Origin of the sequence: Streptomyces sp. 1222.5 (assembly GCF_900105245.1) — a bacterium.
GTDB lineage: Bacteria > Actinomycetota > Actinomycetes > Streptomycetales > Streptomycetaceae > Streptomyces > Streptomyces albidocamelliae.
Genome location: NZ_FNSZ01000001.1, coordinates 855,380 through 869,428 on the forward strand (window position 1 = coordinate 855,380; position 14,049 = coordinate 869,428).

A 14,049-nucleotide genomic window follows, 5' to 3' on the forward strand; every position below is an offset into this window, starting at 1 on the left:
CTGCTCGGTCCGTGTCGGTCCGGGCACGCGGCATGCCCGTGGGGTCCCGTGTACGGGACGCCACTGTCCGTCGCAGACCGTATCGGCGATTGCTGGGTGTGTCCGCTCATTCATGGGCGCATTTCAGCCCGGCTCACCACGCCCGCGGCCAGTAGTTCCGCGGCTTTTGTCAGGAGGTGTCCGGCGACCGCGCCGGGGGTGCGGGCCTGTCGTGCGGCGAGTTCGGTTCCGACGGCCGCGCGGTTGAAGTGCGTCAGTTCCGGGTCGCACGGGAGCTGGTGGTCCAGGGGCCGGACGGGGTCCCCCGCGCTGGTGCGGCGGGCCGTCTCGCGCACGTACCAGCGGAAGACGTCGGCCGTGCGGACCCCACCGTCGACGGCGCCGGGCGGCAGTTCGGCGGCCGGCCCGCCCAGCACCTCCTCCTCGATGTGCCGCCGCCGGGCTTCCGGGACCTCGGCGAGGAACCGGTGTGCGCGCAGGAGGCGGTGCAGCAGGTTCGCCCGGGCCGGGAAGAGTGTGCCGCGCCGGACCACCCGTGCGGGGACACCCAGCGTGGCGTGCCGCTCGGTGGGCGCCCAGGCGATGTCGTCGTCCCCCACCTCTGTGAGGGTCCGGCCGAGTTCCGCGGACAGCCGGGCGTTCGGCGCGCAGGCCGTGAGCGAGGTGGAGACGAGGAAGGCGGCGCCCAGCGCGAAGGCGGTGGCGGCCTGTTCGGGGGTGCCGACGACGCCGCGCAGGCCGACGTGGACGGGTTCCGGACCCGGGCCACGGGCGGCGAGCGCGGCCACGGAGGGCAGCAGCTGATAGGCGTCGGCGCCGTCGGCGTGCCAGCCGGCCGGGGCCTGGACCGCCAGGTCCGAGGCGACGGGCAGCTCCCGGGCGGCGTCGGCCTCCGGCGCCGACAGCCCGCCGGTGCGGACGAGTTCGGCGAGCAGGGCCGGCGAGGGGGGCCGCAGGAAGGCGGCTGCCTGGTCGAGCCCGGACACCCGGGCGAGGACGTGCCGTCGGGCGACGGGGGTGCCGGCCGGGGTGCGCCGGGCACCGGTGAAGCGGAAGCGGACGAGGGCCGCGTCCGGGCCGTAGGGGTGGTCGGCCTCGACGTGGCGCACTCCGCGGGCGAGCAGCAGGGTGACCAGCCGGTCCGCGTCGGGCCCGGCGCGCAGACCGATCCCCCAGCCGTGGCGCGCCGCGGCGGTCACGGCCGGTACCAGTGCCCCGACGGCGGCTTCCTCGGTCCGGGCTTCGTCCCACGCCGGGTCGGCGACCGTCGCATCGGCCGGGCCGGGTAGGACCGCCGGACCCGTCGGGCCGGCGAAGGCCGAGGGATCCGTCGGGTCGGCGAAGGCCGCCAGACCCGCCTCCCGTGCCGCCCGGCACACCTCCACCCCGACGGCCCCGTCACCGGTTCCGGACGCCACCCAGGCCAGACGCAGTCCGTAGCGCTCCCGGAACCGCGCCGCTCCCAGCCGTTCGGCCGCCGGCCGCCCGGCACGCGCACGGGAAGGCGCGCCCGGCGGCCCCTCGGCGGGCGTCACTGCCCCGAGCGACGGGGGCACCGCCCTCGGTGCGTCGGCCCGTACCTGGCGGGCCGCCCCGGACACCTCGGTCGCAGCACCGGCCTCGGCCTCCGCCTCCGTGCGCGCCCCCGCCGGCGTCTCCTCCCCCGCTGCCGGCCCCGGGAGTTCCGCCCGTGCCACCGCCCACAGTTTCGACAGGACGTTTCCGGGGCCGACCTCGACGAGGTCGGTGACCCCGTGGTCGACGAGGTGGGCGAGGCTCTCCCACCAGCGCACCCCCTGGCACATGTGCTCGCGCAGGCGTGTGGCGATCTCGTCGGCACGGTGCGGCCGGGCGGTGACGTTGGAGACGACGGGGACGCGGGGTTCGCGGAAGGTGACGGTGTCGAGGACCGCGCCGAGCCGCCGCGCCGCTTCGGCCATGTACCGGGAGTGGGCCGCCACGCTGATGTGCAGCAGCACGCACTTGCCCGCGCCCGCGCGCCGCAGCACGGGCGCCAGCCCGCGGATCGACTCCTCCGGCCCCGAAAGGACGCTCTGCACGGGCGAGTTGTGGTTCGCCAGATCGATGTCGTCCGCGCCCTCCCGGCGCAGCACCTCTCGCAGCCGGTCGACGTCCAGGCCGACGACGGCCAGCATCCCGCCCCCGCTCGTGCCGCCCATGATGTCGGCGCGGGCGACGACGAGACGCAGTCCGGTCTCGAAGTCGACCGCCCCGGACGCGTAGAGCGCGCTGTACTCGCCGAGGCTGTGTCCGATCATGAAGTCGGGCTGCGGCCCCCGGGCGGCGAGGTCCAGATAGGTCAGGGCGCTGATCGTGTAGAGCACGGGCTGGAGGGCACGGGTGTCGCGCAACGCCTCCTGGTCCGCGCAGAGTTCGCGCACCGAGCGGCCGAGTACGGCGTCGGCCCGGGCGACGACTCGCGGGTGCCGGTCGAAGAGACCGGCACCCATGTCCTTGCGCTGTGAGCCCTGGCCGGGAAACGCCCATACGACGCTCATCCGCGCTCCTCCCTGCGGTGCGGTCGGCGGCTTCGGGGCGGCGGGTTCACCGCTCCCACGGATAGCGTCCTTCGGCGGCGAACCGCGCCATGCCCTCGCGGACTCCCGGCGCGGCGGCGAGCCGTGCGAACGCGGTGACCGCCCGCTGCTCGGTCTCGGCGGTGAGGGGATGCAGCGCGGAGAGGTAGCCCTTCGCCTCCCCGATGAGCCGGCCGTCGAGCTTGGTCAGCCGGGACAGCAGCCGCCGCACCAGCACTCCCGAATCGGGCGAGAGCTCGTCGGCGAGTCCGCGCCGCACCGCCTCCTGGGCGGTCAGCGGCAGGGTGGTGAGGGTCATGGTGCCGGCCGTGCGGAAGCCGGTGCGGCGGATCAGGAACGGCAGGACGGTGCAGGGCAGGAGACCCCAGAGCGCCTCGGGGAGGCTGAACACCCCGCGTTCGGTCGTGTGGACGAGGTCGCAGGCCGCGGCGAGACCGACCCCGCCGCCCGCGACCCGCCCGTCCACACAGGCGAGGGTCAGTCTCGGCATTTCGGTGATCCGGCGCAGCAGCCGGAAGAAGCCGGCCCCGTCGGACGCGGCCGGGCCGAGCCCTTCGTCGCCGGTGCTCCCGGAGGACGGTCCGAAAGCCTCCTCCGCCGCGGCCTCCGCCATGTCCATCCCGTTGCAGAACACCTGGCCTGGCGAGTCGATCAGGACCAGCCGGCAGGTGTCGGACTTCTCGGCGGTGTCCAGCGCCCCGTGCAGGTCCGCGATCAGGTCGGAGTCGACGGTGTTGCCGCGCTCGGGGCGGGCCAGGGTGATCCGCAGGACGGCGGGGTCCTGGTGCTGGACGCGCACGGTGCCGTGGCTCATCGGTCGGTCAGCTCCAGGAGTAGAGGCGGTGGAAGTTCTCGATGCGGTCGAGGATCAGCAGTCCCGCTCCGTCGAACAGGTCGTCGTAGAGGTCCGCGTAGGGTTTGGTGTCGACGTCCAGGTCCCGCACCCCGAACGCGCGGTCGCCGCCGAGTTCGGTCACGGCGTCGTACTCGGCCATGGTCAGCTCGCGCCGGGCGTCGAGGGCGGCACCGATGCGCATGGATTCGGCTTCGGCGACGGCCCGCTCGCCCAGGACACCGCTGAAGAACTCCGACTGGCACCCGGAGCCGTAGGAGAACAGGCCGATGCGGCACGGCACTTCGGGGCGCCCGTGGTCGAGGAGGGAGCAGAGCGCGAGGTAGAGCGAGGCGGAGAAGAGGTTGCCGACGCGGGAGCCGTATTCGAGGGTGCGGGCGACCCGGCGGGTGAAGTCCTCGGCCGCGTCGCGGGGCCCCATGCCCTTGTGGCTGCGCAGCAGCATGCGGTGGGCGCCCTTGACCATGCCGGCGAACGGGGTGTGCAGCACCAGGTGCTCGAAGCTGTCGACGACGTCGGCACCGGCCACGCGCTCGCGGTAGGCGGCGAAGCTGCGCTCAAGGCAGGTCATGTACGACAGCAGGGACACGTCGGAGTCGACGACGTCGAGGTCCGGGCGGGGCCGCAGGGTGTCCATCACCTCGAAGGTGTGCAGCCCGCTGGCGCCGGGATCGGGTTCCAGCACCCGCGGGTCGCGGCCGACGAGGAGGGCGACGGCGCCCGCGCCCTCGGAGGGCTCCCAGTAGGTGCCGCGGGCGGCGGCACTGGGCGCGTCGGCGGCGATGACCAGCGCCTTGGCGGTGCCGACGGGGGACGCGCCGATGATGCCGGCCGCGGTCTGCAGCGCCGCCGTGCCGCCGTAGCAGGCGTGTTTCACCTCGAAGGAGCGGCAGCGGGAGCTGAGGCCGAGGTGGTGGTGGATGTAGGTGGAGATGGGTTTGCCGAGGTCGAGCCCGGACTCGGTGCCGACGACGAGGAGTTCGATCGCCTCGCGTTCCTCGGGGGTGAGCCGGTCGACGAGCGGCTTCGCCGCGTTGACGGCGTTGGTGACCGCGTCCTCGCAGGGCAGGTTGACCGACTTCTGACGCATCATCAGGTTGTCGAACCGGGTCATGTCCAGGCCTCGGCCGCGGAACAGGTCCGCCACGCCGAAACAGGCGCGTGCCACATAGGCGTTGATCGCCTCGATGCCGACGGCCATGGTCGCTCCCGCGGTCGGGGGCCGCCCACCGGGCCCCGGCTCTCCCGGTTGTAACCGTCGTGGGCGTCCTGGATCTGCTCACTTTTGAACGGCACGGGTGGTTCCGTCGGGCGCAGGCTCGCTCCGAGGCCTCCGGGGGCGTGGACCGTTGGGGCCGACGGCATCGGGAGGCGGCTGTGCACAGCGGAACGGAGGGGGATCCGCCGTCCCGGTCCCGGCCGCCCGCTCCGCTTCCGCTGCGTCACGCGGTCACCGGCGCTCCCCTGGCCCATGTGTGGGCCGTCGCCCCCGGCACGTACGGGGACCGTCCGCTGCCGTCGGCCGGGGAGCGGCGGCGTCTCGCGGTCTTCCGTCGGGACGAGGACCGTCTGCTGTACGTCACCGCGCGCGGTCTGCTGCGGGCCGCGCTCAGCCGTTGTGTGCCCGAAGTCGCGCCCGCGGACTGGCGGTTCACCACCGGGCCGCACGGCCGGCCCGAGCCGGCGGGACCGCGCACCGTACCCCGGCTGCGCTTCAGCGTCGCCCACGCCCCTGACCTGGTGGTGTGCCTGGTCTGCCCCGAACTGGACTGCGGAGTCGACGTGGAGGTGCTGGACCGCCCGGTCGACCCGGTACGGGTGGCCCGCGCGATGTTCCACCCGCGGGAGGCGGCGCGGGTGCTCGCGGCGCCGCCGGCGGAGCGCGCCGCCGTGTTCCCGCGCCTGTGGACGCTCAAGGAGGCGTACGGCAAGGCGCGGGGCCTCGGCTTCCTGCTGCCCTCGGACTCCTACGCCTTCACACTGCACACGACGGGGGCGCCGCGGCTCGGCTTCTCCGCCGACGACGACGGCAGCCGGTGGCAGTTCGCCCAGTGGTCCCAGGGTGCCCGCCATGTCACGGCGGTGGCGGTGCGCCGGGGTGACGGGCCGGACGTGACGGTCGTACGGCACTCCGGCCCGCCGTGAGACCGGCGGTGACCGCGGCGGGTCAGGACACCGTCTGCCGGATGTCGGTGCGCAGGTCCTCCAGGAGGTCCGTGCGCAACGGCTCGGGCAGCCCGGTCAGATAGAAGTGGTCGCCGTCGTACACCCGCATCCGGAACGGGCCGTCGGAGACGGTGTCCCAGAGCCTCAGTTCGAGCGGGGTGACCTCCGGGTCCCGGTCTCCGGTGAACCCGGACACCGGGCAGCGCAGCCGGGGTCCGGGCAGCGGCCGGTACGACTCGTTCAGGTGGAAGTCGGCGCGCAACGCGGGCAGGAACATGCGCATCAGATCGCGCTGCCGCATCACCTCCTGGGGGGTGCCGCCCAGTTCGGCGACGACCCGCAGGAAGTCGTCGTCGGCCAGACCGGCGAACGGCGGGCGCCGGGCCGCCAGATGCGGGGCTCGCCGCCCGGAGACCAGCAGGCGGCGCGGGGCGCGCCGCGGGTCGTCCTGGAAGCGGCGCGCGACCTCGTAGGCGACGGCCGCCCCCGTGCTGTGGCCGAACAGCGCGTAGGGCCGGTCCAGGTAGCGGGCGAGGCCCTCGCACAGCGGGCCGATCAGCTCCTCCATGCTCCGGTGGGCGGGTTCGGCGACCCGGGTCTCCCGGCCGGGCAGGATCACCGGGCACACCTCGACCTCCGGCAGGACGAACTCCCGCCACGGCCGGAAGAAGCCGCCTCCGCCACCGGCGTGGGCGAAGCAGAACAGGCGCAGCGGCGCGTCACAGGTGGCGTCTCCGCTCTTCAGCCAGGTACCGGTCACCGGTGTCCCCTCACTCGGTTCCTCTCGAATCCTCCGGTGCGGCGCGCGGGAGGCGGGCCGCAGGGGGCTCCTGGGATGCCCGGCCGCCGCGGGCGCGCTCACCGGTCGCCGTCCGCGGAGCGGAGCACGGCGTGGCCGTACGAGCCCGTCGCCGAGACCGCGTTGACCAGGGCGCGCAGGGGAGCCTCCGGGACGGCGGGGGTCCAGGGCCGGGCGGTGTCGGCGACCGTGAGCCGGGTCCAATCCGCCAGCTCGGTGCGCCGGGGTGCGACGGCGGTGGGCGCCAGCGTCCGCTCGCGCAGCTGCAGCAGCACCTTGGTGAGCTGGGACAGCCCGGAGGCCGCCTCCAGGTGGCCGATGTGCGGTTTGACAGTGCCCACGAGCAGTGGGCCGGTGGCGCTCGGCGGCCGCAGCGCGGAGAGCAGGGCGTCCAGTTCGGCGGCGTCGGCGAGCAGCGCGCCGGAGGCGGCGCACTCGGCGTATCCGATGTCCGCACCGGTGAGGCCGTGCCGGTCGAGCATGCGGGTGAGCGAGCGGGCGAGCGGGTCGGCTGACGGCATGCCGAACGGTCCGGGACGGCCGGCCGCGCCGGTACCGGTGGCCTCGACCACCCCGTGCAGTACGTCGCGGCGGTCCACGGCGTCCCGCAGCGGGCGCAGCAGCAGGGCTCCCGCGCCTTCCCCGGGCGACCAGCCGCCGTCCTCCGCGGCGAAGGCCCCCGCTCCCGGCCGGTGCGCCGACAGGCCCAGGTCCCGCAGCAGGGCCAGGTGGTAGGGGTGGGCGACGACGTTGACTCCACTCACCACCGCCGCGTCGCACTCCCCCTGCCGCAGGCTGGTCGCGGCGAGGTGCAGGGCGGTCAGCGAGGAGGAGCAGGCGGTGTCCACCGCGACGGCGGGCCCCTCGAATCCGAAGCAGTGCGCTATCCGGGCCGGGAGGTCGGAGGCGGCGCCCGCCTGCCGGGCCGGGCCGCCCGCGCGCCATGCGGCCTCGCCGGTCTGGCGGTGGTCGTGCCACATCGCGGCGGTGAACACCCCGACGCGCTCGCCGTCGCGGGTCAGGCTGCCGGGGGTGTGACCGGCGTCCTCCAGGCACTGCCACACCACGGGCAGCAGCAGCCGCAGGTGCGGATCGAGGCCCTCGGCCTCCTGGGGCGAGATGCGGAACATGCGTCCGTCGAACCCGTCGCCGCCCGGCAGATACCCGCCGTGGGGCAGCGCCTCCGGGTGCGGTACGGGTGTGCCGGGTCCGGCGGCGGCCGCCAGCGCCGCCAGCCGCTCGGCGGACAGCGGGCCGACCGAACGGCGCCCCGACCGCAGGTTGTCCCAGAACTCGTCGAGTGTGCGCGCACCGGGGTACCGGCCCGCGGCCCCGATGACGGCGATCTCCGCCGAGGCCGCACGGGGCGCCGGTCCGGGTCCGGCCCGGAGCCCGGTGGTCACGGCGGGCCGCTGCGGGCGGGCGTCGGCGGCGGGCGCGAGGGGCCCGGCGAGGAAGGCGTGCAGCAGCCTCTGGCCCGGGTGGAGCCGGAGCGCGTCACGGACGCGGCCGAAGGCGAGACCGCCCACGGCGCACAGGCCGACGCCGGTCTCCCGCTGGCCGCTCATCAGCAACTGGCCCATGTAGCCGGCCTCGACGGCCAGGTACAGCTCCGATTCCTCGCCGTACAGCGGTTCGATGCCGCGCGGTTCGGAGACGAGGTACACCTCGAAGGCGGCCCGGTCGTAGACCGCGCGGTTGTAGGAGAAGTGGACGGTGCGGTCGATGCCGGGGTCGGCGGTGACGCGCTGCAGCGCGTGGTCGTCCGGCCGGTGGTAGTACAGGCCGCCGGGGATGCCCTCGACCGCCCCGGGCTTGACGTGCAGATAGGTCTGTACGGCGTAGGTGTCGCCCGCCGAGGCGTACAGCCGCCGGGGACCGTCGCCCGACGGCCGGGCGCGCAGGGCGTTCAGGAAGGCGAGGAAGTCCTCGTGCGGGAGCGGGCCGTCGGCGAAGTCCCGGCGCGTGGCCCGTTCCCGGTACCTCTCCGCGGGCGGGAGCGGCCCGTCGAGCACGAGGAGCGGTTCGTCGTCGTGGCGCCGGCGCAGGTGCCAGGCGGCCGACTTGTACCGGTCGCGGTCCTCGGGCGAGAAGAACTCCACGGCCTCCGGGTCGGTGCGGGGCTCGGGCGGTCGCGTCGACTCCGTGGGAGAGGCGGCCGCGGTGAGGTCCGCGCCGGCTGGTGCGGGGGTGCCGGGCCCCGCGAGATGGCGGGCCATCCCGGTCACCGTCGGCTCGGCCAGCAGGGCCGACACCGGGATACGGCGCCCGTAGCGGGCCCTGAGCGCCGAGGACAGCTGGGCCAGGGTGAAGGACGTGGCGCCCTGGTCCCAGAGGTCGAGCGTCGGGTCCAGCTCCGGAACACCGATGAGACCGGCGAGCAGGGCACCGATCTCCTCCGCCAGCCGGTCGGCGGGCGGGAACGCCGGGAGCTGGTCGTCCGTGCTGTCGGCCGTCTCGGCAGGGGCCGGCTCCTCGGGCCCGGCCGCCGGGGCGGTCGTCCCGGGCCCGTCCTGCGCGGATGCGGCCTCCGCACCGGGCGAGCCGAGCGCGTGATCGGGTGAGTGATCGGGTGCGCGATCAGGAGCGCGATCGGGTGCGGAATCCGGCACGGGATCAGGCGCCTGATCGGATGCCTGGCCGGGCGCCCGGTCGGGCGCGGGCAGCGGCCACGGCAGCGCGTCACGGTCGAGCTTGCCGTTGCCCGTGGCGGGGAACGACGGCAGGAATCCCACGAAGTTCGGGACCATGTAGTCGGGCAGCGTCCGGGCCGCGTGGGCGCGCAGCTCGGACACGGAGGGCCGTACGCCGCCCGGCTCGGCGAGCAGGTACGCGACCAGCCGCCGGTCCCCGCTGCCGTCGGGCCGGGCGACGACCACGGCGTCGTGCACGGCGGGGTGGCTGCGCAACCGGTGCTCGATCTCGCCGAGTTCGACCCGGAAGCCCCTGATCTTGACCTGGTGGTCGCGCCGCCCCAGGAAGACGATGACGCCGTCGCTGCGGAAGCACGCCCGGTCGCCCGTGGCGTACATGCGGGCCTCGGGGCCGCCCGCGAAGGGCTCCGGGACGAAGCGCTCCCGGGTCAGTTCCGGCTGCCCGTGGTAGCCGAGGCTGAGCACGTCGCCGGCGATGTAGAGGTCACCCTCCTCGCCGACGCGGCACGGCTCCAGCCGCTCGTCGAGGACGTAGTAGCGGGCGTTGTCGATGGGCCTGCCGTACGGGATGCTGCGCCACTCCGGTTCGATGTCGCCCACGGGGAACCAGTTGGACCACACGGTGGCCTCGGTGGCGCCGCCGAGGCTGATCACCCGCGCCCGGCCGAACACGCGACGGACGTCGTCGGGCAGGGACAGCGGGATCCAGTCGCCGCTGAGGAAGACCAGGCGCAGGTCGCCGGTGCCCGGGTGCCCACGGCGTTCCTGGAGCAACGGGGCGAGCCGGGCGAGCGTGGTGGGCGCGGAGTTCCAGAACGTGACCGGTTCCCGCAGCAGGGCGTCCACGAGCAGTTCCGGGTCCCGCTGCTCGGCCTCGTCGGCGATGTACAGGGCGGCCCCGTGGCCGAGCAGGCCGAGGATGTCGAAGACGGACAGGTCGAAGCCGAGGGAGGTGACGCACAACCCGGTGTCCTGCGGGCCGAACGCGAAGGTGCGCGTGCACCAGTCGATGAGGTTGTGCAGGGAACGGTGGGCGACGACCACGCATTTGGGCCGGCCCGTGCTGCCGGAGGTGAACAGGCGGTAGGCGACGGAGTCCGCTCCGGTGACGGGTTCCGGGTCGCCCGGGTCGGGCAGGTGCGCGCCGGTGACGTCGGCGGCGTCCAGGTCGACGAGGTGTACGCCGTCCGGCACCTGCCAGCCGGGGCCGCCGGCCGTGACGAGGAGGTGGCGGGTGCCGGTGTCCCCGAGCATGCCGTGGGCGCGGTCGCGGGGCAGTGACGGGTCCACCGGAACGTAGGCGCCGCCCGCCTTCAGGACCGCCAGCACGGACACGGCCATCGCCGGGCCGCGGCGCACGGAGAGCCCCACCGAGGTGTCCTCACCGACGCCCGCCCGTCGCAGCCGGCCCGCGACGAGGTTGGCCCGGCGGTTCAGCTCGCCGTAGGTCATGGTGCCGCCGCGCCAGCGCAGGACCACCGCGTCGGGCCGGAGGCGGGCCTGCCGTTCGAAGAGCAGGTGGACGGGGCCCTCGGCGGGGTAGGGGCGGGCGGTGTCGTTCCACGCGTACAGGACGCGGTGCCGCTCGCTGTCGTGGCCGTCGGCCGTTCCCGTGTCCGGTGAGCCGGCCGCTGCGGGTGCTTCGGGATCGCGCTCGTCGGCCGATGTGGGCACGGGCGCACCGGTGACGCCCTCGTCCGGTGCGTCCGCTTCCTCGGCGAGCCGGGTGAGCGTGTCGACGTAGTGCGCGAACGCCGTGTCCAGCAGTCCTTCGGGAAAGCGGTCGTCCAGAGCGTCCCACGCGAGGTGGAGGGTGACGCCGTCGTCGACGGTCACGCAGTCCAGGGCCACGTCGGTGGTCGCGGTGCCGGCGGGGCCGGGCCGGACGCCGGCGGGCAGCGGACGGCCGGTGACGTCGAGGACGGTGGTGAACACCACGGGGTGCTCGAAGCTCTCGTCCCTGCGGCGCCGCATGACGTACGAGCGCATCTCGGACAGTCCGGCACCCCCGCCCTCGGCCAGGTCGGCGGTGAGCTGCCGGTGGCAGGCGCGGGCCGCGACCGCGGGGTCGGTGCCGCGGGCGGGTGAGCGCACCCAGGTCAGCTCGGTGAACTCGGCGGGCCGGGCCGTGTCCGCGCCGGTGAAGCACACCACCGGGAGGGCGAACGGCTCGTCGTACACCGCGCCGAGGGCCGCGCAGTAGGCCGCCAGCAGGGTCGCGTCGAGGGTCACTCCCCGTCGGCCGGCCCAGGCGGCGAGGGCCGCCCGGTCGCCGAACACCCGCTCCCGGCGTCGCGGGCACGGCGGTCGCCGCTCGTCCCGCAGCGGCGGACCCGCCGGCAGGCCGGCCAGCCGGTCGCGCCAGTACGCGGCGGCTTTCCCGGTCGCGTCCCCGGGCTCTCGCGGCAGCCGGGTCGCGGGGGGCGGGGCGCCCGCGGGGTCGGCGTACCGGGTGAGGAGTTGCCGGGCGAGCAGCACGATGCTGCGGGCGTCCCCGACCAGCAGGTCGACGGACAGGTGCACGGTGGCCGGCCGGCCGGGGGAACGGACGACCCTCAGGTCGGTGAGCGGCCCCCGGTCCAGGCCGAAGGAGCGGTGGGTCATGTCGGCGCGGACGGCACGGTCGACGGCGTCGGGGTCCACGTCCTCGGGTACGTCGGCGACCGGGATCCAGGCGTTCGCCGGCGCGCCGTCCAACACCCGGAGCGTGCCGTCGGCCCCGGCCCGCAGGCGCAGCGCCTCGTGGGCGCTCACCAGTTCCTGCCAGGCGGTGCGCAGCCGGTCCACGTCGAGGTCGTCGACGTGGAAGCTCTGGTGGTACTGGCAGCCGCGGCCGGTGGGCCCGTCGAGGCGGGCCACGAGATAGGCCTGCTGGAGTTCCCGCGGGGGTACGGCCGCGTCGGGCACCGGTTCGCACAGGGCCTGGAGCAGCCGGCAGAAGCGGCCGAACAGGGCGTCGGGGGTGCCCGGCGGGAAGAGCGCGTCGGCGGTGTCCCAGCGGAAGTCGAGGCCGCCGTCGTGCTCGCGCATCTGGTGGTCGAGCGCGATCCCGGAGGTCTGGCCGACGGCGTGGCGCTCGTGGCGCGCCATGCCGCCCCGCCCGCAGCCGCCGCGGCCCACGTCGAGCAGGCTGGTGAAGACCACGGGCAGCGCGGGCGACCCGGCGCCGTGCGCGCGCAGTTCGCGCAGGACCTCGACGCTGCCGGCCGACGCGTGCGACAACGCCTCCCACACCCGCTGGTGGGTGGTACGGGCCGCGTCGTCGAGGGCGGACCCCTGGGTGCGGGCGTCCACGACGAGCAGACAGCCGGAGGTGTACGGGCCGACGAGTTCCTCGGCGGCGGCCGGCAGGCGCGGCCGGTCGGTGGTCGTGAGGACGAGCGTGAAGGGCTCGACGGAGCCGGGCGGTGAGACCGCGTCGGTGAAGGCGGTCAGCACGAGCGAGGTGGGTGAGACGCGCAGCGCGGCGGCTCGGGCGCGCAGCCCCTCCCACTGGGCCGGGATGAGCCGGCCGCGGCGCGGGGTACGCAGATGGCCGTCGAGGCCGGGCGGCGGCTCGGGGGGCGCGGCCAGCAGGACGGCGGGACCGCCCGGCAGGCCCTTGAGCCGTTCGGCGGCGCGGGCGACGGCGGCCCGGTGTGTCTCGGAGTCGCGGTGGCGGGCGAGGGCGTCCAGGGTGTCGCGGAGGGTGAACGGCACCTCGGGAAGCCGGTGGCCGTCGTCCGTGTACGCCTGCCACCAGTGGCGCAACAGCAGATCGGTGCCGTGGGCGTCGGTGACCGTGCCGTCGAGGCTGAGGTGCACCACGGCGCGTCCAGCGGGTTCCCGGCAGATCTCGACCTGGAACGGCGGCCACTGCCCGGGCGGGTACCGGTGGTGGGACAGCCGGCGGCGGACGGCGGCCGCCTCGGTCTGAAGGGCGTCCGGGTCCGGGGTCTCGTGGACGGCGGGCTCGGGCACGTTCACGTGCTCCTGGACCCGCTGGTTGCGGCCGACGCCGGTCAGGCGGAGGGCGTCGAAGTGCTCGACGAGCCGCTTCCAGGCCCGGGCGAGGCGGGGGGCGTCCAGTTCCCCGAAGGCGAACTCGTGGTAGTGGTGGCAGCCGAGGGCGTCCGGGTCCAGCTCCGGGTACTTGCCGACGACGTACGCCTCCTGCATCGGGGTCGCCGGTGCCGGTTCGTACCGCGACTCCGGGGCCGCGACCACGTCCAGCGGGCCGGAGCCGCCGGCGGACTCCTCGCCCGTGTCCCGGTCGATCCAGGCGGCGAGGTCGCGCGGGGTGCGGCAGTCCAGGAGTCTGGAGAGGGGCACCTCGATCCCGAACTCCGTCTCGATGTCCAGCATCAGGCGTACGGCGGCGAGCGAGGAGAGTCCGGCGTCGGCGAGTTCGCCGTCCGGGTCCAGTGGGCGGCCCTGGGCGACCAGCGGTTCCAGGATGCCGAGCAGCCGCTCACAGGTTGCGCTGGCGGTCACCTCGGCGGATGACGCGGTGACGGGCTCCGCGGGCTTCAACGATCCCCCCTGGGTTCGGTGGTCGGTATCGGCAGGGCCGGTTCACCACTGCCAGCGGCCCAGTTCGGGGTACGGCGGCTGGAGCATGGGGTGGTTGTCGTCCTGCGACGCCTTGGTCGTGAAACCGGCCGCCTTCTCGACGTTGGCGGTGAACGCCTTGCGGAAGCGGTCGTCGTCGGGCAGCCCCACCGCGTCGGCGGACGCGAGCATCAGCGTGACGAACCGCTCGCTCATCTCCGGGGTGATCCGCATGCCGAGATGGGCCCGCAACAGGGCGATGAATCCGCCGAGTTCCCCGGTGTACCGGGCCGGACCGCCGAGCATCTCGGTGAAGAACGCCGCCAGGTGGTCGGCGTGGTCCGGTGAGCCGGCGCGGAACAGAGGTGCCAGCAGCGGGTCGTCGAGCACCGTGTGGTGGAAGTGCTCCGCGAACCGGCGCAACGCCTTCTCACCGCCGACGTGTTCGTACATCGTCGTCATGGATCCGCCCTCCCGTGTGCCGCTCGA

The 14,049-nt window shown here is 74.9% G+C and carries 7 protein-coding genes; 1 reads left to right on the top strand and 6 read right to left on the bottom strand.

Going from position 1 to position 14,049, the window contains the following annotated elements; translation table 11 throughout:
* Positions 1-110: 110 nt before the first annotated feature.
* The 3 genes from fabD to BLW57_RS03925 are packed head-to-tail and all read right to left on the bottom strand — an operon-like array spanning position 111 to position 4,612.
* Positions 111-2,519, bottom strand: a complete 2,409-nt coding sequence (gene fabD, locus BLW57_RS03915; RefSeq protein WP_093472162.1) for an ACP S-malonyltransferase — start codon at positions 2,517-2,519, stop codon at positions 111-113.
* A gap of 46 nt (positions 2,520-2,565) precedes the next feature.
* Entirely contained in the window at positions 2,566-3,372 is an 807-nt protein-coding gene (locus BLW57_RS03920) for an enoyl-CoA hydratase-related protein (protein WP_093472163.1), read from the bottom strand.
* A gap of 7 nt (positions 3,373-3,379) precedes the next feature.
* Positions 3,380-4,612: a hydroxymethylglutaryl-CoA synthase family protein gene (locus BLW57_RS03925; protein WP_093472165.1), complete on the bottom strand. Its 1,233-nt coding sequence runs from the start codon at positions 4,610-4,612 to the stop codon at positions 3,380-3,382.
* A 176-nt stretch (positions 4,613-4,788) separates the two neighbouring features.
* On the opposite strand from BLW57_RS03925, the gene BLW57_RS03930 reads away from it, so the two are divergent.
* The gene (locus BLW57_RS03930; RefSeq protein WP_176985447.1) at positions 4,789-5,556 is read left to right on the top strand and encodes a 4'-phosphopantetheinyl transferase family protein; all 768 of its coding nucleotides are present in this window, start codon (positions 4,789-4,791) and stop codon (positions 5,554-5,556) included.
* A 22-nt stretch (positions 5,557-5,578) separates the two neighbouring features.
* Here BLW57_RS03930 and BLW57_RS03935 read toward each other — a convergent pair whose 3' ends face one another.
* From BLW57_RS03935 to BLW57_RS03945, 3 genes are all read right to left on the bottom strand, one after another.
* Positions 5,579-6,337 (bottom strand): thioesterase II family protein, encoded by a 759-nt coding sequence (locus tag BLW57_RS03935; protein ID WP_093472168.1) that lies wholly within the window; start codon positions 6,335-6,337, stop codon positions 5,579-5,581.
* A 98-nt stretch (positions 6,338-6,435) separates the two neighbouring features.
* Complete coding sequence (locus tag BLW57_RS03940; RefSeq protein ID WP_093480507.1) at positions 6,436-13,503, bottom strand: non-ribosomal peptide synthetase; 7,068 nt, start codon at positions 13,501-13,503, stop codon at positions 6,436-6,438.
* Positions 13,504-13,584: 81 nt separating this feature from the next.
* Positions 13,585-14,022 (bottom strand): group II truncated hemoglobin, encoded by a 438-nt coding sequence (locus BLW57_RS03945; protein WP_093472170.1) that lies wholly within the window; start codon positions 14,020-14,022, stop codon positions 13,585-13,587.
* Positions 14,023-14,049 lie beyond the last annotated feature (27 nt).